We start from the raw sequence: 20,410 nt of genomic DNA on the forward strand, positions 1-20,410 counted from the left end.
AGTCCGCATACTGGACGTATCCATCCATGCGTACGTGATGTATCTATGCTGTCCGCATGACCCTGGCCGTGAAGCAACCGCCCGCCGCCGACCGCGTCTACAGCCACGTCAAACAGGGCGTCCTGGAGCGCCGCTACGAGGGCGGCTCCCTCCTCACCGAGGGCGAGCTCGCCGAAGCCGTCGGGGTGTCGCGCACGCCGGTCCGCGAGGCGCTGCTCCGGCTCGAGGCCGAGGGGCTCATCCGGCTCTACCCGAAGAAGGGCGCCCTCGTCCTGCCCGTCTCCGCGCAGGAGATCGCCGACGTCATCGAGACCCGGCTGCTCGTCGAGGAGCACGCGGCGCGCAAGGCCGTGCCCGCGCCCGCCGGGCTCGTGGAGCGTCTGGAGGAGCTGCTGGCCCGCCAGAAGCAGCAGGCCGCCGCCGGGGACTTCGCCGGCGCCGCCGTCACCGACCGCTGCTTCCACGCCGAGATCGTCCGCAGCGGCGGCAACGAGATCCTCTCCCGGCTCTACGACCAGCTGCGCGACCGTCAGCTCCGGATGGGCGTCGCCATCATGCACTCCCACCCCGACCGCCTCGCCAAGACCCTCGCCGAGCACGAGGAGATCCTCGACGCCCTGCGCTCCGACGACGCGGAGACGGCCGTCGGCCTCGTCCGGCGGCACATCGGCTGGTTCGCGCACCTGGCCCGCGGAGAGGTCCGATGAGCGCCGGCGTGACACCCGGTGAGCCTCCCCCAGAGGGGGCACCCCCAGGCGGGCGCAGGGCGCTGGCCGTGTGGGGCACGGGCGTCTCGGTCTACTTCGTCGCGGTCATCTTCCGCACGTCCCTGGGCGTGGCCGGTCTCGACGCCGCCGACCGCTTCCACGTGAACGCCTCGGCCCTGTCCACCTTCTCCATTCTGCAGCTGCTGGTCTACGCGGGCATGCAGATCCCCGTCGGCCTGCTGGTCGACCGGCTCGGCACCAAGAAGGTGCTGGCGCTCGGCGCGGTGCTGTTCACCGCCGGGCAGCTGGGCTTCGCCTTCTCCCCGTCGTACGGCACGGCGCTCGCCTCCCGGGCGCTGCTCGGCTGCGGTGACGCGCTGACGTTCATCAGCGTGCTGCGCCTGGGCAGCCGCTGGTTCCCGGCCCGGCGCGGGCCGATGGTCGCCCAGTTCGCGGGACTGGTCGGCATGGCCGGCAACCTCGTCTCCACGCTCGTACTGGCCCGGCTGCTGCACGGCATCGGCTGGACGGCGGCGTTCGCGGGCAGCGCGGCCGCCGGGGCCGTGGTGCTCGTCCTGGTGCTGCTGTTCCTCAAGGACCACCCCGAGGGCCAGGAGCCGGAGCCGCTCCCGCACCAGGGCGCGGCCTACGTACGGCGCCAGATCGCCGCCTCCTGGCGCGAGCCCGGGACCCGGCTCGGCCTCTGGGTGCACTTCACCACCCAGTTCCCGGCGATGGTGTTCCTGCTGCTGTGGGGGCTGCCGTTCCTCGTCGAGGCGCAGGGGCTGTCCCGGGCGGTCGCGGGTGAACTGCTCACCCTCGTCGTCCTGTCGAACATGGTGGTGGGCCTGGTCTACGGCCAGATCGTCGCCCGGCACCACGGGGCCCGGCTGCCGCTCGCGCTCGGCACGGTCGGCACGACGGCGGCCCTGTGGGCGGCGACCGTCGCCCACCCCGGCCCGCACGCCCCGATGTGGCTGCTGATCGTCCTGTGCACGGTGCTCGGAGCGTGCGGACCGGCGTCGATGATCGGCTTCGACTTCGCCCGCCCGGCCAACCCGCCCGAACGGCAGGGCACCGCCTCCGGCATCACCAACATGGGCGGCTTCGTGGCCTCCATGACCACACTGCTCGCGATCGGCGTCCTGCTGGACGCCACCGGCGACAACTGGTCCCTGGCCTTCTCGGCGGTGTTCGTGCTCCAGGCGGTCGGCGTCTCCCAGATCCTGCGGCTGCGCGGGCGGGCGCAGCGGCGGGAGCGGGAGCGGCTGGTGGCGAGCCGGGTGGAGACGGTGCACGTGCCGGTGTGACGTTCCGTCAGGCGGTGGGTACGAGGGTGAGGTACGCGAGGCCGAGCACGCCGCGGTAGGTGAGCCACCGGGCGCGGTGCCGGTCGACGCGCTGCCGCGTCTCCTCCGCGAGGGGGTGCCGGGGGTGCTCGGCGAGCCACACCTCGGTGTCCGCGAGGTACCCCGACTCGAACTCCTCCCATTCGTCGAGGCTCGCCGTCTCCGTCCACTCGGGCCGGAATCCCGCGTCGACGGTCATCCCGATGAGCGCCGCGAGGCCGGGGTGGTCCGTCGCGGCGGCGTCCGGCCACATGCGGGACAGCTCGTCGGGGGCCGGAGTGCGTTCCCAGAAGCCCTCGCCGAGCAGGACGCGGCCGTGGTCGGTGACGAGGCGGCGCAGCTCGGCCAGGGCCTCGGGGAGCCGGTCGCCGAGGGCCTGGCTCGATCCCGCGCACAGGACGAGGTCGGCGGGGCCGCGGGTCGTCCCGGTGGCGGACTCCTCCACGAAACGGACCCGGGACGCCAGGCCCCGCTCTTCGGCAGCCTTCCGCCCGCGCGCCAGGTCACCGGCGTCGAGGTCGACGCCGGTGCCGGTCGCCCCCGGCACGGCGGCCAGGACGCGCAGCATGAGCTCGCCCGAGCCGCAGCCGATGTCCAGGACCGTGGTGGGCCGGTGGCGGGTGAGACGTCGTACGAGGGCGTCCGCCCGGGTCCCGGACATCGGGCCGTGGAAGGTGAGGCGGGTGCGGTGGGGTGGGGTGGTCATGGCCGGGACGGTAGGGGCCGGGGCGGGACGGCGGCACGGGGTTTTTCCGGCCCCCGGGGGCCGGTGCCGGGGCCGGGTGGGTGCGCCGCTCCTACCGCGTCACCGCGAAGTTGTTCAGGATCGCCGCCGTCAGCTCCGGGTCGCCCTCCGTCTTCAGGCGGTCGGAGACCGACTCCGGGGTCACGCGGCCGCAGGCCAGACGGACGTACGTCTCCCAGTCGAGGGTGAGGGTGGCGGCGGGGCCGAGGGCCGGGGCCGTCTCCAGGGTGCCGCGGCCCTGGATGTCGACGCGGATCGTGCGCAGGAACTCGACGGGCCCGTGCACGTCGAAGACGATCGCCGAGCTGCGCGGCGCCTGCGCGTCCTCGGCCACCACGCGCGGGAGCTCCCCGAGCAGCACGTCGCGGGCGATCAGCGCGCCGGGGGAGTCGAGGTTGCCCGGGCGGCCGAGCGCCGTGCGCAGGTCCTGCTCGTGCACCCACACGTCGAACGCGTGCCGCCGCATCGACTCCTCCAGGGTGAGATCGCTGCCGTGCGGCCCCCGTACCTTCGTGCCCGGGTCCCGCGACTCGTTCCGCAGCTGCCGGTTGCGGCGGATGATCACGTACTCCAGCTCGGAGGTCATCTCCGGTGCCGTGTGGTGGCGGCGGACGTCGACCTGCATCTCCATGTAGCGCTGGTGCTCGTTGGTGACGTGGAAGAGGTCGCGCGGGAGGCTGTGGATGGGCCGGGGGTCGCCGAGCATCTCGCAGTCCAGACCGATGACGTGTGAGACCACGTCCCGCACCGACCACCCGGGGCACGGCGTCCGCCGGTTCCACTCGGCCTCCGGGAGCGGCTGCAGCAGCTCGGATATCGCTTCGATGGAGTGGGTCCAGGCGTCGGCGTAGGGCTGGAGGGTGGGATGCAGACTCACGGAACGGGACCCCTCGGCGGTTCGGTCACGGGCAGGTGGTGGCGGCGTTGCCAGTGGGAGGCGGCGGCTGTCGGCGGGCGTCTTGCGAGCTAAGTTACGCTGCTGTGAGGCACCCCGGCAGTGCTTTCGTGTGACGATCGTAGGCCCGTGTGAACGGCTTGAATGCCAGGACGGTGGTAGTGTGCGCGCCTCTGTGATCCAGATTGCCGTGAACGAGGACGAATCGGTCGAAGCGCGCCGCCGACGCGTGACGGCGCTGGTCCGGGAACAGGCCGGAGCCGATCTCGTCGTCCTGCCGGAGCTGTGGACCACGGGCGCCTTCGCCTACGAGGAGTTCGGGCGCGAGGCCGAGCCGCTCGAGGGGCCGACGTACGAGGCGATGGCGAAGGCCGCGAGCGAGGCGGGGGTGTGGCTGCACGCCGGTTCCATCCCGGAGCGGGACCCTGACGGGCCGCTCTACAACACCTCCCTCGTCTTCTCCCCCTCCGGCGACCTGGCGGCCGCCTACCGCAAGATCCACCGCTTCGGCTTCGACAAGGGCGAGGCCGTGCTGATGGGCGCGGGCACCGAGCTGGTGACGGTGCGTCTGCCCGCGACGACCCTGGGCCTGTCCACCTGCTACGACCTCCGCTTCCCCGAGCTCTTCCGCGGTCTCGTCGACGCCGGTGCCGAGACGCTCGTGGTCTCGGCGGGCTGGCCGGAGCGCCGCCGCTCCCACTGGACGCTGCTGGCCCGGGCGCGGGCCGTGGAGAACCAGACGTTCCTCCTCGCCTGCGCAACGGCCGGGACGCACGCCGGAGTTCCGCAGGCCGGTCACTCGATCGTGGTCGACCCGTGGGGTGAGGTGCTGGCGCAGGCCGGCGCCGGCGAGGAGGTCCTCACGGTGGAGTTCGACCCGGGGAAGGTCGCCGCCACCCGGGAGCAGTTCCCGGCACTGAAGGACCGGGTGCTGGGACTCCGGCCTCCCCGCCGGCCCTGACGAAGCGAGCGCCCGCCCGGTCGGCTCAGTCCTCCCGCTCCTTCTCCGCCAGGTGGATCACACACACCGCCACGGCGATCAGCAGCGCCGGATCCGCGTCCTCGCGGACGACGTCCACGCCGTAGGTGTCCCGCAGGGTCAGCCACCGCCGGGAGATCACCGCCAGCAGTTCGCCGTCGTACTCGACGGCGAACTCCCGGTCGAGGATCTTCCCGCTGACGTCCAGCTCGTTGCCGTCGGCCAGGGACACCCGGTAGTGGTTGCGCAGCAGGGACAGCCGCTTCCTGCGGATCGTCGCCAGCGGCTCCCCGCCGCGCTGGAGCACCATGGTGTCGCGCAGCGCGAGCATCTTCTGATGGATGTCGACGAGGACGCGCCCCTGGGTGTCCTTCAACTCCCAGGTGTCCCGCAGCCGCAGGGCCTTGCCGTCGACGAGGAACACCTTGCTGCCGCGGTCGTCCTCGATCCAGTAGTCGTCACCGAACCCGAGAAGCCGGTCGTACACGAGGAATCTCATGAGACCAGGGCTTCCCGGCGGCCGGTGATGCAACGCCGCCGATAGGCCGAAGGGCTGAGCCCTCCCGCCCGCCGGAACCGCTGCGCAGCGGCGAGGCCTCCGGGGTCAGACCCCGTAGCCGTCGCTGTAGCCGTCGCGGCGGTGGTGCACCGCCGGGTCCTCCACGACCGGGGTCGCGGGGGGCACCACCACGCGTCGGCGCCTGGCGATGCTGCTGAACGTGGTGACGCCGATCAGTCCGACGATCATCAGGATGATGCCGACCAGGTCGAGGTTGACCCCCTGCATGTCCCAGTCGGTCGCGAACGTGAGGATGGCTCCCACGGCGATGAGGATGATGCATCCGCCGAGGCCCATGTGTGTCGCCTCCCTGTACGGTCCGGCCGTTCCGGTCCCGGAACACCGGGTACCCCCGAAGGGAACACCCATGCGGTGACGGCCTCTTCTACCTCTCGAGGAACGCCGCCAGCGCGCCCGCGAGCAGGAACGGGTCGTCGGCGCCGCACAGTTCGCGCACGCTGTGCATCGACAGGATGGCCACGCCGATGTCGACGGTCCTGATGCCGTGCCGGGCGGCGGTGATCGGGCCGATCGTGGTGCCGCAGGGCATGGAGTTGTTGGAGACGAAGGACTGGAAGGGCACACCGGCCGCCTCGCAGGCCGCCGTGAACTCCGCGCGGCCCGAACCGTCCGTGGCGTAGCGGTTGTTGACGTTGACCTTGAGGATCGGGCCGCCGTTGACGCGCGGGTGGTGCGTCGGGTCGTGCCGCTCCGCGTAGTTGGGGTGGACGGCGTGGCCCGTGTCGGAGGACAGGCAGACCGTGCCGGCGAAGGCGCGGGCCCGGTCCTCGAAGGAGCCGCCGCGCGCGAAGACCGAGCGCTCCAGGACGTTGCCGAGCAGCGGCCCGTCCGCGCCGGTGTCCGACTGCGAGCCGTTCTCCTCATGGTCGAAGGCGGCCAGGACCGGGATGGAGGAGGGGGCGGACGCCCCGGACGCCACGGCCGCCAGGGCCGCCGTCCCGGCGTGCACCGACAGGAGGTTGTCCATCCGCGGGCCGGCCAGCAGCTCGCGGTCGCGGCCCAGGTAGGCGGGCGGTTCCACGGAGTGCGTCATCAGGTCCCAGCCGGTGACCTCGCCCGCCGGGACGCCGGCCGTCTCCTCCAGGAAGGCGATCAGGTCGCCGTCGCGGACGTCGTGGCCCAGGCCCCACACCGGCTGCATGTGCCGCTGCTTGTCGAGCTTGAGGCCGTCGGCCGTCACCGAGCGGTCCAGGTGGATGGCGAGCTGCGGGACGCGCAGCAGCGGCCGGTCGACGTTGACCAGGCGCGTCGAGCCGTCGCGCAGGGTGAGGCGGCCCGCGATGCCGAGGTCGCGGTCCAGCCAGGAGTTGAGCAGCGGTCCGCCGTAGATCTCCACGGCCACCTGGCGCCAGCCGTGCGCCCCGCTGTCGGGGAGGGGCTTGACGCGCAGGTTGGGGGAGTCGGTGTGGGCGCCGACGATCCGGAACGGCGTGTGGGGCGCGGCGCCCTCCGGCACGTACCAGGCGACGATCGCGCCGCCGCGCAGCACGTACTTGCCGCCGCTCGTCCCGTCCCAGGCGTCCGTCTCGGCGACCTGCCTGAAGCCCGCCTTCTCCAGCCGCTCGGCGGCGTTCGCCACGGCGTGGTACGGCGAGGGGCTCGCCGCCAGGAAGGTCATGAGGTCGTCGGTGTGGCCGCGGTCGAAGCGGGCTCGTTCGGTCATGGGTTCACTGTAACGACGGACGAGGGCCCGTTCCCCGGGTAGGGGAACGGGCCCTCGCACAGAGGACGTGAAAGATCTAGAACGCGGCCTCGTCCAGCTCCATCAGGTCCAGCTCGACACCCTCGGCGACCTTGCGGGCCAGGGTGACGCCCGGCAGGACGTTGGCGGCGAAGAACTTCGCGGCGGCGATCTTGCCGGTGTAGAAGGCCTTGTCCTTGGAGCCGGCCGTCTCCAGCTTCTCGGCGGCCACCGCGGCGCCCTTGAGCAGCAGGTAGCCGACGACGACGTCACCGGAGGCCATCAGCAGGCGGGTGCTGTTGAGGCCCACCTTGTAGATGTTCTTGACGTCCTGCTCGGTGGCCGCGAGGTCGGTGAGCATCAGGCCGACGATGGCCTCCAGCTCGACGGCGGCCTTGGCGAGGTGCTCGCGGGCCGCGCCGAGCTCCTCGCCGCCCTCACCGAGCGCCAGGAACTTCTTGATGTCCTCGGCGAGGGAGTTCAGCGCGGCGCCCTGGTTGCGGACGATCTTCCGGAAGAAGAAGTCCTGGCCCTGGATGGCCGTGGTGCCCTCGTAGAGGGTGTCGATCTTGGAGTCCCGGATGTACTGCTCGATCGGGTACTCCTGCAGGAAGCCGGAGCCGCCGAAGGTCTGCAGCGACTGGGCGAGCTGCTCGTAGCCCTTCTCGGAGCCGTAGCCCTTGACGATGGGCAGGAGCAGGTCGTTCAGCGCCTCCAGGGCGGAGGTGTCCTCGCCGGCGGCCTCCTTGACCTGGATCTCGTCCTGGATGGAGGCGGTGTACAGCACCAGCGCGCGCATGCCCTCGGCGTACGCCTTCTGCGTCATGAGCGAGCGGCGCACGTCGGGGTGGTGGGTGATGGTGACCTTGGGCGCGGTCTTGTCCATGAAGTTCGCCAGGTCGGGGCCCTGGACGCGCTCCTTGGCGTACTCCAGGGCGTTGAGGTAGCCCGTGGAGAGCGTGGAGATCGCCTTCGTGCCGACCATCATGCGGGCGAACTCGATGATGCGGAACATCTGGCGGATGCCGTCGTGCTTGTCGCCGATCAGCCAGCCCTTGGCGGGGTGCTGGTCGCCGAAGGTCATCTCGCAGGTGTTGGAGGCCTTCAGGCCCATCTTGTGCTCGACGTTGGTGGCGTAGACGCCGTTGCGCTCGCCCAGCTCGCCGGTCTCGAAGTCGAAGAGGTACTTCGGGACGAGGAACAGGGACAGGCCCTTGGTGCCGGGTCCTGCGCCCTCGGGGCGGGCCAGCACGTAGTGGAGGATGTTCTCCGACATGTCGTGCTCACCGGAGGTGATGAAGCGCTTCACGCCCTCGATGTGCCAGGAGCCGTCCTCCTGCTGCACGGCCTTGGTGCGGCCGGCGCCCACGTCGGAGCCCGCGTCGGGCTCGGTGAGCACCATCGTGGAGCCCCACTGCTTCTCCGTGGCGACCTGGGCTATGTGCTTCTGGACCTCGTTGCCCTCCTCGAAGAGGATGCCGGCGAACGCCGGGCCCGAGGAGTACATCCACACGGCCGGGTTGGCGCCCAGGATGAGCTCGGCGTAGGCCCAGATCAGGGAGCGGGGCGAGGTGGTGCCGCCGATCTCCTCGGGCAGGCCCAGGCGCCAGTACTCGGAGTCCATGAAGGCCTGGTAGCTCTTCTTGAAGGACGCGGGGACCGGCGCGGTGTTGGTCTCCGGGTCGAAGACCGGCGGGTTGCGGTCGGCGTCGATGAAGGACTCGGCCAGCTCGTTCTCCGAGAGGCGCGTCATCTCTTCCAGGATGCTCTTCGCGGTCTCGACGTCCATCTCCTCGAACGGGCCGGTGCCGTACACCTTGTCGCGCCCGAGTACTTCGAAGAGGTTGAACTCGATGTCGCGGAGATTCGACTTGTAGTGCCCCATGGCGACGGCTCCCGGCTCCGTAGAGAGATCGGCGAGGCACTGGATCCTCGCGCTAGTTCACGTACCAACAAGTAGCTACGATGATGCTACCCGTCGGTAATAAGAAGCAACCCCGATCCGTCATCTGTGACAGGTCACACCGGAACGGTCAATGCCGCGGTGTAGCCGTCCTTCGCGCTGCCCGTCATCGTCGCCAGCTGGCGGTCGTGGCCGTCGCTGAAAATACCGTCGTCCTCCAGGGACAGGCCGGCCAGATTCGGCACGCTCGCGCCATAGCCGTCCGTGGCGTAGACCGCGTCGCAGACGTCCTTCGGGAAGGCGAGCTGCGAGGTGTTCGTGATCGACGTCGCCGCGGTGGCGTCGGCGAGGCTGCCGTAGACCTCGAAGTGCAGGTGCGGCCAGCGGCCCGGGTAGCAGCCCGGGAAGACGCTGGTGAACGTGACCCGGCCCCGGTCGTCCGCCTCCTGCACGCCCCGCAGGTAGTTCTCCTCCGTGACGCCCTCGGAATACAAGGAGTAGGCGCCCTCCCGGTCGCAGTGCCAGAGGTAGACGGCCGCTCCCTTCTTCGGTGCCCCGCAGCCGGAGGCCGCGTCCACCACCGTGAGCCGGACCGTCAGCGGCACGCCCTCGGCCGTGCCGCCCGCGGAGTCGCCGAAACTCCGCGTGATGTCGCTGCGCACGACCCCGCTCTCCCTCAGCACGTTCACACCGTTCGAGCCGTCGCCGGGGAAGGGCCCGGCCGTCTCCTCGGGGATCTCCGCGCACCCGCCGGGCGAGGACGACTCCGGGGTCCCCTCCGGGGACTCGGACGTGCAGCCCGCCAGCGGGACCAGGCTCACGCCCGCCATCAGCCGGATCATCCGGCGCCGGGCGAGGACGGGCAGGTCGAGGGCGAGGCCCCCGTCGTGCGCGGGCGGGCTCTGGCCGGGGCGTGCGCTCATGCCACGACGCTACGAGCGCGGGCCGGGCCGATCCACGGCCCGGCGCTGTCGACTCGCTGTCGGTTTCCCTGACCGGCCGTACCGGCCCGCCCGCCCGTCCGCTCTCGGTACGCTTGCGCTCATGTACGGCTACGACCAGACAGCGGGCCCGCAAGGGCAGTACGCCCCTCCGCAGCAGCCGATGTCCGGCGGATACGGGCAGCAGCCGCCGCTGTACCCCGAGCCGTCCCCGCCCTCCCTCACGGACGCGGTGCGCGCCTTCACCACCGGGCAGATGGCCGCCGAGGACTTCCAGCAGGTCTTCGCCACCTCGAAGGTCTACTGCCCGCGTGGCGACAACCCCGGCTTCCTCGCCCTGCACAACACCCAGCAGCCCGTGATCCCGATGTTCAGCACGCTCAAGGAGCTGCGCCGGTACGCGGGCAAGGAGTCCAAGTACTTCGTGATCACCGGCGCGGAGGTGCTGGACCTGCTGCCGACCGGCTACGGCTTCGTCCTCGACATGGAGGGCGAGCACCGCATGGTGTTCGACGCGAAGGCCGTGGAGCAGATGGTCGAGTTCGCGATGCGCCGCATGTATGGCTAGGCGCCATCGCTGCGCAGACGGCGGCTGAGACGTCCCACCGGCTCGGCAGGCGGACGCCGGACCGTCGAGGACGGCCTCCAGGCCGTGGGCGAATCCGACACCGGTGCCCGAGGGCCGTCACCCGCGACGGGGTGACGGCCTTTCGTCATGCCCGTCTCCCGTGGTTCGCTGCGCCGTCCCCCGGGTGGGAATGCCCTCCGGGTTTTCTCTGTTCCGGGTAGCAGAAAGTTCAACGCTCAACTAAACTGGGCGTACACGAGGAGGAACCGACATGCCTGCAGTGACCGTCGAGAACCCGTTGACGCTGCCCCGCGTGACCGCGCCGGCCGACGCCGTGGCCCGTCCCGTCCTTGCCGTCACGACCGCTCCGAGCGGTTTCGAGGGCGAGGGCTTCCCGGTACGCCGGGCGTTCGCGGGGATCAACTACCGCCATCTCGACCCGTTCATCATGATGGACCAGATGGGCGAGGTGGAGTACGCGCCGGGCGAGCCCAAGGGCACGCCCTGGCACCCGCACCGCGGCTTCGAGACCGTCACCTACATCATCGACGGGATCTTCGACCACCAGGACTCCAACGGCGGTGGCGGCACCATCACCAACGGGGACACCCAGTGGATGACCGCGGGCTCGGGCCTGCTGCACATCGAGGCCCCACCCGAGCATCTCGTCGTCTCCGGCGGGCTCTTCCACGGCCTGCAGCTGTGGGTGAACCTCCCGGCCAAGGACAAGATGATGGCCCCGCGCTACCAGGACATCCGCAGCGGCTCGGTCCAGCTGCTCACCTCCCCCGACGGTGGTGCGCTGCTGCGCGTCATCGCCGGTGAGCTGGACGGCCACGAGGGCCCCGGCATCACGCACACGCCGATCACGATGGTCCACGCGACCCTCGCGCCGGGCGCGGAGCTCACCCTGCCGTGGCGCGAGGACTTCAACGGCCTGGCGTACGTCCTGGCGGGCAAGGGCGCGGTCGGTGCCGAGCGGCGTCCCCTCCACATGGGCCAGACCGCGGTCTTCGGCGCGGGTTCCTCGCTGACCGTCCGCGCGGACGAGAAGCAGGACGGGCACACGCCGGACATGGAGGTCGTCCTGCTCGGCGGGCAGCCCATCCGCGAGCCGATGGCCCACTACGGCCCGTTCGTCATGAACACCAAGGACGAGCTCATGCAGGCCTTCGAGGACTTCCAGAAGGGCCGCCTGGGCACGGTCCCGGCGGTGCACGGGATGACCGCGAGCGGTCCGCAGGACTGACGCGGCACGGGGTCGGCTGACGCCCCGTCACCCTGGCGGGCCTCCCTGACGGGACGGCCCGCCCGGGGCGTGGTCGGGTGGGCATGTGCAGGCCTCCACCCCGCTGCTCCCCGAAGCCGCCCGGCGTTTCGCCGCCTGGTGTGCCGTCCTGCTGCTCGCCGCCGGAGCCGTCTACGTCGGCATCCGGCTGGTCGTGGAGTTCCGGACCGCCGTCGTGCCCGTGCTGCTCGCGCTGCTCGGGACGGCGCTGCTCGGGCCGCTGCACCGGCGGCTGGTCAAGGCCGGGGTGCACCGGTCTCTCGCGGCCGGGCTCACCTGTGTCGCGGTGGTCGCCGTGGTCGGCGGTGCCGTGTACATCGTCGTCGCCGCGCTCATCGACACCGGCGACGAGATCGTCGCCTCGCTCAAGGAGGCCGCCCGGGGCGTCTCCGAGCACTTCGGGGCGGCCGGCACCTCGCTGGACGACCTCGCCTCCAACGCCCGGGAGCTGCTGGGCAAGTTCGGCGGTACGGCCGCCTCCGGCGTGATCAGCGGCGTCAGCGTGGTCGGCGAGTCCATCGCCATGGCCGTCCTCGCGCTGCTGCTCGTCTTCTTCTTCCTGCGCGATTCCGACAAGGCCGCCGGGACGCTGCGGTCCTTGTCGCCCCGCGGGTCGGCGGACGTCCTGGAGGCCATGGCGCGGCGGGCTCTGAGGGCCGTCGAGGGGTTCATGCGCGGCACCACCCTCATCGCCCTCATCGACGCCCTCTGCATCACCGTGGGGCTGCTCGTCCTCGACGTGCCCGGCGCACCCGGGCTGGGCGCGCTGGTCTTCGTCGGCGCGTACATCCCCTATCTCGGCGCGTTCATCTCGGGAGCCCTGGCCGTGCTGGTCGCGCTCGCCGACCGGGGGTTCGTCATCGCGCTGTGGGCGCTCGGCGTGGTCCTGGCCGTGCAGGTGCTGGAGGGGCACGTGCTCCAGCCGATGATCCAGAGCCGGACCGTGCAGATGCATCCGGCGGTGGTGATGGTGACCATCACGGCCGGGGCGTCCGTCGCCGGAGTCCTCGGCATGCTGCTGGCCGTCCCGCTCACGGCGGCGGCCTTCGGCGTCATCCAGGAACTGCGCACGCGCTACGGCGAACAGGAGCCGCCGGTGCCCGGGCCTTCGTCGAAGGAGGCGTGAGTGCCCCTGAGCGCTAGGGGGACCAGGAGCCGTCGCCCGAGCCGTTCGTGGACTCGTAGAGCTCGAACCAGATGCTCTTGCCCTCGCCGCGTGGGTCCACCCCCCAGGCGTGCGCGAGCAGTTCGATCAGCACCAGGCCGCGGCCGGACGAGGCCAGTTCACCGGGGCTGCGTCGGTGCGGCAGGTCGTCGCCGGCGTCGGTGACCTCGATGCGCAACCGCCGCCCGCCCACCTCGCCGGTGATCTCGGCGACCAGCAGCGCGTCGGAGTCGGTGTGCACGAGGACGTTCGTCAGCATCTCCGACAGCAGCAGCACCGCCGAGTCGACCTGGTCGCGTGAGGCCCAGTCGTGCAGCAGCTCGCGCAGCTGCTGGCGGGCGACGGCGACCCGCTCGGGCTCGGCCTGCGCGACGGTCAGCACCGAGCGCCGCACCGGCGGCCGTACGGTCATCGCGTCGCCGCAGCCGCAGCCCCCGCCCTCGCGGCTCAGCAGCAGCATCGCGATGTCGTCCTCGCGGCGGTCGGCCAGCGGCCCGGTGGTGTGGTGCGAGGACGGCCCGTGAACGGCCTGCACCAGGGTGTCGGCGAGCTCCTCCAGATCGCCCTTGTGCTCCTCCAGGATCAGGCGCAGCCGCCGCCAGCCGGTCTCCAGGTCATGTCCGCCGGTCTCGAGCAGGCCGTCCGTGCAGATCAGCATCGTCTCGCCGGATTCCAGGATGAGCCGGGTCGTGGGGTAGTCGGCGTCCGGGTCGATGCCCAGCGGCAGCCCGCCGGACGTCGGCCGGGTCATCACCGTGCCGTCGGCCATCCGGATCGCCGGATCCGGGTGTCCGGCGCGGGCGATGTCCAGCACCCCCGTCGAGGGGTCGACCTCGACGTACACGCACGTCGCGAAGCGCGCATCGGCCGGATCCTCGTCGCTGATGCCGTGCAGGAAGCGGGAGGCCCGTGACAGCACCGCGTCCGGGCGGTGGCCCTCCGACGCGTAGGCCCGCAGGGCGATCCGCAACTGCCCCATCAGGCCCGCCGCCCGGACGTCATGGCCCTGTACGTCACCGATGACCAGGGCGAACCGTCCACTGGGCAGGGGGATCACGTCGTACCAGTCGCCGCCGACCTGGAGTCCGCCACCGGTGGGGACGTAGCGGGCGGCGACGCTCATGCCCGGGATGCGCTGGGGTCCGAGCCTCGGCAGCATCGTGCGCTGCAGGCCGTCGGTCAGGGCCCGCTCGCTCTCGGCCAGGCCCGCCCGGGTCAGGGCCTGTGCCAGCATCCGGGCCACCGTCGCCAGCACGGACCGCTCGTCCGGGGTGAACGCCACCGGGTAGGTGAACGCCGCCATCCACGCCCCCATCGTGCGCCCGGCCACGGTCAGCGGCAGGAACGCCCAGGAGCGGCGGCCGAAGCGCTCTGCGAGCGGCCAGGTCAGCGGGTAGCGGGCCTTGTACTGCTCGGCGGAGGACAGGTACACGGCCCGGCCGGTCCGCACCACCTCCGCGGCCGGGTAGTCGGTGTCCAGCGGCATCTCCGAGAAGGGGTTCTCGGTGCCCCGCTGCTGCCCGTGGTGGCCGATGACCGTCAGGCGGTCGCCCGAGACCCCGAACACGGCGAGACCGTCCGGCGAGAACCCGGGCATCGACAGGTTCGCCGTGACGCGCAGGACCTCCTGGGTGGAGCGCGCCTCGGCCAGCGCCCGGCCCGCGTCCAGCAGGAACGCCTCCCGGGAGCGCCGCCAGTCCCCGGTCACCGCGCTGCGCCCGGCCGGGGTGCCCGGCGTCGGCTCGGTGACCTCCTGGAGCGTGCCGATCATCCGGTACGCCTTGAGGGCCCGGTCGAAGGACGGTTTGGAGCGGCTGCGGACGATCCGGACGACCCGGCCCTGCTCGTCCATGATCCGGATCCGGACCTCGGCCAGGGTGCCCTCGGCCACGGCCAGCTGGATCACGCCGGTGATCTCGTTCCAGTCGACCGGGTGCAGCCGGGCCCGGGCCTGGGCCTCCGTGAGGCTGATCTGCTCGGCGGGCAGCCCGAGCAACCGGGCCGCCTCGGCATCGACCGTGACCAGCCCGGTGGCGGTGTCCCAGTGCCACAGGCCGGTCGCGAGGGCGGCGAGGGCCTCCCCCACGGCGGGCAGAGGCTCGCCAGTGCGCATTGGCCTACTTTAAGAACACGCGCTCGCCCGCTGCCACCGATGGCGACACGCGCCGCAACGACGGCCACGGCGTGCTCGATCGACAACTGGGGAGAGCTGATCTTCGCCTGCCCGGTACGCTGGGGAGGCGTTTCACGTGAAACACAGACCCCGATCAGCGAAGACTGGATGAACGACGATGCATCGGTACAGGTCCCACACCTGCGGCGAGCTCCGCTCCTCTGACGTCGGCAGCGACGTCCGGCTGAGTGGCTGGCTGCACAATCGGCGCGACCTGGGCGGCATCCTCTTCATCGATCTGCGCGATCACTACGGCATCACGCAGCTCGTGGCCCGACCCGGCACCCCCGCCTACGAGGCCCTCGACAAGCTCTCCAAGGAGTCGACCGTCCGCGTCGACGGCAAGGTCGTCTCCCGGGGTGCCGAGAACATCAACCCCGAGCTGCCGACCGGTGAGGTCGAGGTCGAGGTCGGCGAGGTCGAGCTGCTCGGCGCGGCCGCCCCGCTGCCGTTCACGATCAACACCGAGGACGGGGTCAACGAGGAGCGGCGCCTTGAGTACCGCTTCCTGGACCTGCGCCGCGAGCGCATGCACAAGAACATCATGCTGCGGTCGTCGGTGATCGCTTCGATCCGCTCGAAGATGGTCGCCCTCGGGTTCAACGAGATGGCGACGCCGATCCTGTCCGCGACCTCCCCCGAGGGCGCCCGCGACTTCGTCGTCCCCTCCCGCCTGAACCCGGGCAAGTTCTACGCCCTTCCCCAGGCGCCCCAGCAGTTCAAGCAGCTGCTGATGATCTCCGGCTTCGACCGGTACTTCCAGATCGCGCCCTGCTTCCGTGACGAGGACGCGCGCGCCGACCGCTCGCCGGGCGAGTTCTACCAGCTCGACATCGAGATGAGCTTCGTCGAGCAGGAGGACGTCTTCCAGCCCGTCGAGAAGCTCATGACCGAGCTGTTCGAGGAGTTCGGCGGCGGCCGTCACGTCACCTCGCCGTTCCCGCGGATCCCGTTCCGCGAGGCGATGCTGAAGTACGGCTCCGACAAGCCCGACCTGCGCGCCCAGCTCGAACTCGTCGACATCACCGACGTCTTCGAGGGCTCGGAGTTCAAGGCGTTCGCCGGCAAGCACGTCCGCGCCCTGCCCGTGCCGGACGTCTCGGGCCAGCCGCGCAAGTTCTTCGACCAGCTCGGTGACTACGCCGTCTCGCAGGGCGCCAAGGGCCTGGCCTGGGTCCGTGTCGCCGAGGACGGCTCGCTGTCCGGCCCGATCGCGAAGTTCCTCACCGAGGAGAACGTCGCCGAGCTGACCAAGCGTCTGTCGCTCTCGGCCGGCCACGCCGTCTTCTTCGGCGCCGGCGAGTTCGACGAGGTCTCCAAGATCATGGGCGCGGTGCGGGTCGAGGCCGCCAAGCGTGCCGGGCACTTCGAGGAGGGCGTGTTCCGGTTCTGCTGGATCGTCGACTTCCCGATGTACGAGAAGGACGAGGAGACCGGCGCGATCGACTTCTCGCACAACCCCTTCTCCATGCCGCAGGGTGGCCTGGAGGCCCTGGAGACCCAGGACCCGCTGGACATCCTCGGCTGGCAGTACGACATCGTCTGCAACGGTGTCGAGCTGTCCTCCGGCGCGATCCGGAACCACGAGCCGGAGATCATGCTCAAGGCCTTCGAGATCGCCGGGTACGACCGCGAGACCGTCGAGGAGAAGTTCGCGGGCATGCTGCGCGCCCTGCGCTTTGGCGCCCCGCCGCACGGCGGCATCGCCCCGGGCGTCGACCGCATCGTCATGCTGCTCGCCGACGAGCCCAACATCCGCGAGACCATCTCCTTCCCGCTCAACGGCAACGCCCAGGACCTGATGATGGGCGCGCCGACGGAGCTGGACGAGGCGCGGCTGAAGGAGCTGCACCTGTCGGTGCGCAAGCCGCAGCCGAAGTAGGCGATCGCGTTCTCTTGAACGCCTTTGAGTGGCTCGGAACCGGCGCCGGTTCCGAGCCACTTTCGTCTCCAAGGGGAAGGGGGGCGTGTGGACGACGACGAGGACCGGACACCGGCCGAGGAGCTTGCGGCTCTGGCTGCCGCTGTCGGGGCCTGGGGTGGCTCGACCCGCCTCGTGGCCAGGCTGATGAGGAAAAACGTTCACGGATCGACCTGGTGGTCGCCCTGCCGTTCGAAGACGCCGTCGAGCGCGTCGCCTCCGTGCTCGGACGAGCGGGGCGAAGGGCCGGCTGGGGGTGGCCGGGATCCGGTGGGGATCGACGGACGATCCGTGTCGTCGCGAAGGAGGGCTTGATCAGGCAGCGGGCGGGCGAGCGGACCGCTACCCGTCTCGCGGCGTTGCTGAGGACGTAGAAGTCGCGTCAGAGGCTCAGCGCTGCTCGCCGGTGCCGCTCTCGTAACGTGGCAGGTTCTCGGTGGTGATCGTCCAGTCGGCGATGGTGACGTCCTCCCCGTAGACGAAGTCCTTGCGGGTGGCATAGCGGGGGCCGTCGGGGGTGGCGTGGATGTCGGTGAGGACCGTGCCGGTGCCGGTGCGGGGGTCGAAGATCGCGTAGACGGGGACGCCCATCAGGGGGTAGTCGCGCATCTTGGTGACCCAGTCGTTGTCCGGGTTCGAGCGGGAGATGACCTCCACGGCGGCGACGAGCGACCGGGGGTCGAAGGAACCCTCCCCTTCCATGTCCGCCTCGGCGATCACCATCACGTCGGGGCGCCGCATGATGCCCTCGGGCTCGTCCTCCACGTCGGGCTCACCCGTGTGGGCCACGATCTCGTCCGGCATCACCTTCTCCAGGCGCTTGCGGACGCGCAGCACGGTGAGTTCGTGCGGCTTCATGGGCGACATCATGTCGAGGACGATTCCTTCCTTGGTGATCTCGAACTTGCCGGGGAGGTTGTCGTCCGCCGACTGAACGAAATCCCGCATGACCCGGTACAGGTGGGAGGCGCCCTGCCGCGCGTTCTCCGGGGCGATGGTCATGGCGCTCGCTCCTCGTCGTCTGTGCCCAGGGGCAAGGATCGTCACGTTCATGCTAGGCGGCCCCCGGGGAGATCGGTTCGGCAGTCGCGGCAGCGGCCGGGGGCCGGGGCGCGGAAGGCCCGGTCGCAGCCTTGGCAGTTCTGGAGGGGATGCCGGGCGGCCGGTGGAGGCTCGGGCCGGTGGTACGTCGGCAGCGGTGGCAGCTGGGACGTGAGGCGGTGGGCCAGGAAGGCGGCCGGGCGGCGCAGGGGCTCTGGTGGCAGGTCGCTGGTCAGGGCGTGTCGTACGGCGGTGGGGGTGAGGTCCCGTTCCAGCCAGGCGGCGACACCGGGGGCGAGGTGTTCGGTGTCCGTGGCGGAGAGGAGCAGGCGGGGGTCGGTGCGGCGCAGGGCGGCCAGGACATCGGTGGCTGCCTGGAGGAGGGTGGGGGAGATGTACGCGGGTTTGGGCACGGCGGGGAGGGCGCGGCGTTTCTGCTGAGGGGCGGTTGCCGATCGGCGGGGCGGGGGCTTGGGCGGTGCCGCTTCGGGCCTGTCGTGGTCGCGGTGGCCTCGCGGCTGGTTGCAGGAGACGGTGCGGGTGACGATGCGGCCGGTTGGTGTGCGTTCGCGGGTGCGGCTCAGATAGCCGTGGGTCTCCAGCTCGCGCAGGGCGGCGGCGATCCGGGTGGGGCCCTCGGGGAAGCGGGCGGCGAGGGACTTGATGTCGATGCCCGCGCCGGTGGGCAGCGACTGGATGTGGCAGGCCAGTCCGATCGCGAGGAGCGACAGGTCGGGGTGCTGCGTGAGGTGGTTGCCGATCACCGTGAAGCGGGTGGTGTGGCGGGTGTTGTCGTGGATGACGCCGCCGCCGGGGCGGGCGTGCCCGCCGGTGTGCCGGTGCGGGTGGTTTTTGCCGCTGTTACGGGACTGGGCGTGGGGGCGCACGCTAGGGTTTTGGGTGTCCATCGGGAAGGGTCTGACTTCCTTGGTGGTGTCCATCGGGAAGGGTCTGACTTCCTTGGTGGTCAGGCCCTCGCATTGGGATGCCAGTCCCGGCGAGGGCCGTTGCCTGTCTGGGGGTTGTTCCGTGGTGCTCGGTGTTGCGCTGAGCGTAGGGCAGGCAACCGGTCCCACATCCAGTTCAGTTGGTGATGTTCACTCTCCGGAGTGAGTGTGCGCCGTGGGCGGGAGGGGTGGGGCTTGGTGCGGTTTCTTTCCCTCTCGTGTTTCTTGGGGAAGACCGCCGACGGCACCGGAGCACACGCGGCCGGGTCACGGTGCCTGTGTCGTTTTGGCTGGTCAGAGGTTCGGCAGATCGAGTTCCGCCCATACGGTCTTGCGGGGGACCGGCCCGGTCCGCACGCCCCAGCGGTCGGCGAGGGCCTCTACGAGGAGGAGGCCGCGGCCTGACTCGGCGTCGGGGGCGGCTGGGTGGTGGCGGGGGAGGTCGTCACCCCGGGTGTCCGTGACCTCGATACGGAGGGCTTCGCCTTGCGTCCGGAGTACGAGGCGGAAGTCCCGGCCGGGGAGCCGCCCGTGGGTGGCGGCGTTCGCGGCGAGTTCGGCGACGAGGTGTTCGGCGGCCCCGGTGATGCGGTGGGGCATCTCCGCGGTGCGCATCCACTCCCGGGCCAGGAGCCGGGCGAGGCGGGCTCCGCGTGGGGTGGACGACAACAGGACGCTGAAGTGCTCGGTGGGTGCGAGAAGTTGGGTGGACTTTTCCTGATTCACGTGACTGAGCGTGGCGGTACCTGCCTACCGTGAACAGTGACAGCGGAGGTACGTAGAGTGACTGTCCGGGGCTTGTCGGCCCTTGTCCGGGCTGTCGGCAGTACGACGGAAGGTGCGGCATGACGGTGGACGGCGAGGTGCGTCGGCTCGGTGGGGAAGCGGACGAGCCGGGGTGGGAGGTGGACCCGGACGACGAGTGGGGAGTGGCCGTGATCGCCACGGTGGGGCGGCAGTTGAGGCTGCGGCGTGAGGCGGTGGGGATGCGGGCCGCCGAGTTCGCGACGGCGGTGGGATACGGGGAGGACCTGGTCTACAAGGTCGAGGGCGGGAAGCGGATTCCTCGGCAGGAGTATCTGGACAAGGCCGACGAGGTGCTGGGAGCGGGTGGGCTCGTCGCGGCGGCTTGGGAGGACGTGAAGAGGGTCCGGTATCCGAAGAAGGTTCGGGACTTGGCGCAGATGGAGGCCAGGGCGGTCGAGCTGCAGCTGTACGATCCGCTGAACCTTCACGGACTGCTGCAGACCCCGGAATACGCTCGGGGATTGCTTCTGATGCGGCGCCCTGCTTACACCGAGGACGAGGTGGAGCGATTCATCGCCGCGCGAGTGGCCCGCAAGTCGGTGTTCGATCGGGAACCGGCGCCTGAGCTCAGTTTTGTCCTGGAGGAGTGGACGCTGCGTCGCCCACTCGGTGGGAAGGCCGCGTTGCGGCGTCAGCTTGAGCACTTGCTGGACATGGGCCAGTTGCGGAACGTCGAGCTTCAGGTGATGCCGATGGACCGCGAGGAGCACGCCGGCTTGA

General features: G+C 70.9%; 19 protein-coding genes. 8 read left to right on the plus strand and 11 right to left on the minus strand.

Annotation, left to right across the window (positions count from 1 at the left end; translation table 11 throughout):
* The first annotated feature begins 56 nt into the window (after positions 1 to 56).
* A complete protein-coding gene (locus AB0F04_RS21885; protein WP_053670247.1) occupies positions 57 to 707 on the plus strand; it encodes a GntR family transcriptional regulator in 651 nt (216 codons plus the stop codon).
* On the plus strand, positions 704 to 2,017 hold the full coding sequence (locus AB0F04_RS21890; RefSeq protein ID WP_362043650.1) for an MFS transporter: 1,314 nt from the start codon (positions 704 to 706) through the stop codon (positions 2,015 to 2,017). The genes AB0F04_RS21885 and AB0F04_RS21890 overlap by 4 nt, the downstream gene beginning before the upstream one ends.
* A gap of 7 nt (positions 2,018 to 2,024) precedes the next feature.
* Here the strand turns inward: AB0F04_RS21890 and AB0F04_RS21895 are convergent, their stop codons facing one another.
* Complete coding sequence (locus tag AB0F04_RS21895) at positions 2,025 to 2,762, minus strand: methyltransferase (protein ID WP_362043652.1); 738 nt, start codon at positions 2,760 to 2,762, stop codon at positions 2,025 to 2,027.
* Positions 2,763 to 2,853: 91 nt separating this feature from the next.
* Positions 2,854 to 3,678 carry a maleylpyruvate isomerase family mycothiol-dependent enzyme gene (locus tag AB0F04_RS21900; protein WP_362043654.1) on the minus strand — a complete coding sequence of 275 codons (825 nt, stop codon included), beginning with the start codon at positions 3,676 to 3,678 and terminating at the stop codon, positions 2,854 to 2,856.
* 181 nt (positions 3,679 to 3,859) lie between these two features.
* Between AB0F04_RS21900 and AB0F04_RS21905 the strand changes: the two genes are divergently transcribed.
* A complete protein-coding gene (locus tag AB0F04_RS21905) occupies positions 3,860 to 4,657 on the plus strand; it encodes a carbon-nitrogen family hydrolase (RefSeq protein ID WP_362043656.1) in 798 nt (265 codons plus the stop codon).
* Between the two features lie 25 nt (positions 4,658 to 4,682).
* Here the strand turns inward: AB0F04_RS21905 and AB0F04_RS21910 are convergent, their stop codons facing one another.
* The 5 genes from AB0F04_RS21910 to AB0F04_RS21930 all read right to left on the minus strand — a co-directional run bounded on the left by AB0F04_RS21910 (position 4,683) and on the right by AB0F04_RS21930 (position 9,762).
* Positions 4,683 to 5,174 carry an LURP-one-related family protein gene (locus tag AB0F04_RS21910; protein ID WP_362043658.1) on the minus strand — a complete coding sequence of 164 codons (492 nt, stop codon included), beginning with the start codon at positions 5,172 to 5,174 and terminating at the stop codon, positions 4,683 to 4,685.
* A gap of 105 nt (positions 5,175 to 5,279) precedes the next feature.
* Positions 5,280 to 5,531: a DUF6458 family protein gene (locus AB0F04_RS21915; protein WP_362043660.1), complete on the minus strand. Its 252-nt coding sequence runs from the start codon at positions 5,529 to 5,531 to the stop codon at positions 5,280 to 5,282.
* A gap of 88 nt (positions 5,532 to 5,619) precedes the next feature.
* Positions 5,620 to 6,918, minus strand: coding sequence for a M18 family aminopeptidase (locus tag AB0F04_RS21920; protein ID WP_362043662.1), 1,299 nt, complete (start codon positions 6,916 to 6,918; stop codon positions 5,620 to 5,622).
* 76 nt (positions 6,919 to 6,994) lie between these two features.
* A complete protein-coding gene (locus AB0F04_RS21925; protein ID WP_362043664.1) occupies positions 6,995 to 8,821 on the minus strand; it encodes an acyl-CoA dehydrogenase in 1,827 nt (608 codons plus the stop codon).
* 134 nt (positions 8,822 to 8,955) lie between these two features.
* On the minus strand, positions 8,956 to 9,762 hold the full coding sequence (locus AB0F04_RS21930; protein WP_362043665.1) for an intradiol ring-cleavage dioxygenase: 807 nt from the start codon (positions 9,760 to 9,762) through the stop codon (positions 8,956 to 8,958).
* A gap of 121 nt (positions 9,763 to 9,883) precedes the next feature.
* Between AB0F04_RS21930 and AB0F04_RS21935 the strand changes: the two genes are divergently transcribed.
* The 3 genes from AB0F04_RS21935 to AB0F04_RS21945 all read left to right on the plus strand — a co-directional run bounded on the left by AB0F04_RS21935 (position 9,884) and on the right by AB0F04_RS21945 (position 12,762).
* The gene (locus AB0F04_RS21935) at positions 9,884 to 10,348 is read left to right on the plus strand and encodes an SseB family protein (protein WP_030846788.1); all 465 of its coding nucleotides are present in this window, start codon (positions 9,884 to 9,886) and stop codon (positions 10,346 to 10,348) included.
* A gap of 271 nt (positions 10,349 to 10,619) precedes the next feature.
* Positions 10,620 to 11,597, plus strand: coding sequence for a pirin family protein (locus tag AB0F04_RS21940; protein ID WP_362043667.1), 978 nt, complete (start codon positions 10,620 to 10,622; stop codon positions 11,595 to 11,597).
* Positions 11,598 to 11,682: 85 nt separating this feature from the next.
* Positions 11,683 to 12,762, plus strand: a complete 1,080-nt coding sequence (locus AB0F04_RS21945) for an AI-2E family transporter (RefSeq protein WP_362043669.1) — start codon at positions 11,683 to 11,685, stop codon at positions 12,760 to 12,762.
* A 13-nt stretch (positions 12,763 to 12,775) separates the two neighbouring features.
* On the opposite strand, the gene AB0F04_RS21950 is transcribed toward AB0F04_RS21945, so the two are convergent.
* Entirely contained in the window at positions 12,776 to 14,914 is a 2,139-nt protein-coding gene (locus AB0F04_RS21950; protein WP_362043670.1) for a SpoIIE family protein phosphatase, read from the minus strand.
* Between the two features lie 178 nt (positions 14,915 to 15,092).
* Between AB0F04_RS21950 and aspS the strand changes: the two genes are divergently transcribed.
* On the plus strand, positions 15,093 to 16,856 hold the full coding sequence (gene aspS / locus AB0F04_RS21955) for an aspartate--tRNA ligase (protein ID WP_362043672.1): 1,764 nt from the start codon (positions 15,093 to 15,095) through the stop codon (positions 16,854 to 16,856).
* A gap of 429 nt (positions 16,857 to 17,285) precedes the next feature.
* On the opposite strand, the gene AB0F04_RS21960 is transcribed toward aspS, so the two are convergent.
* From AB0F04_RS21960 to AB0F04_RS21970, 3 genes are all read right to left on the minus strand, one after another.
* On the minus strand, positions 17,286 to 17,897 hold the full coding sequence (locus AB0F04_RS21960; RefSeq protein ID WP_362043674.1) for a Uma2 family endonuclease: 612 nt from the start codon (positions 17,895 to 17,897) through the stop codon (positions 17,286 to 17,288).
* Between the two features lie 47 nt (positions 17,898 to 17,944).
* Positions 17,945 to 18,844, minus strand: coding sequence for a helix-turn-helix domain-containing protein (locus AB0F04_RS21965; RefSeq protein ID WP_362044266.1), 900 nt, complete (start codon positions 18,842 to 18,844; stop codon positions 17,945 to 17,947).
* A 333-nt stretch (positions 18,845 to 19,177) separates the two neighbouring features.
* The gene (locus AB0F04_RS21970; RefSeq protein WP_362043676.1) at positions 19,178 to 19,609 is read right to left on the minus strand and encodes an ATP-binding protein; all 432 of its coding nucleotides are present in this window, start codon (positions 19,607 to 19,609) and stop codon (positions 19,178 to 19,180) included.
* 119 nt (positions 19,610 to 19,728) lie between these two features.
* On the opposite strand from AB0F04_RS21970, the gene AB0F04_RS21975 reads away from it, so the two are divergent.
* Positions 19,729 to 20,410, plus strand: a 682-nt coding sequence (locus AB0F04_RS21975; protein ID WP_362043678.1) for a helix-turn-helix transcriptional regulator, incomplete at its 3' end; no start/stop codon positions are given.

The organism is Streptomyces sp. NPDC029041 (genome assembly GCF_040637515.1).
GTDB lineage: Bacteria > Actinomycetota > Actinomycetes > Streptomycetales > Streptomycetaceae > Streptomyces.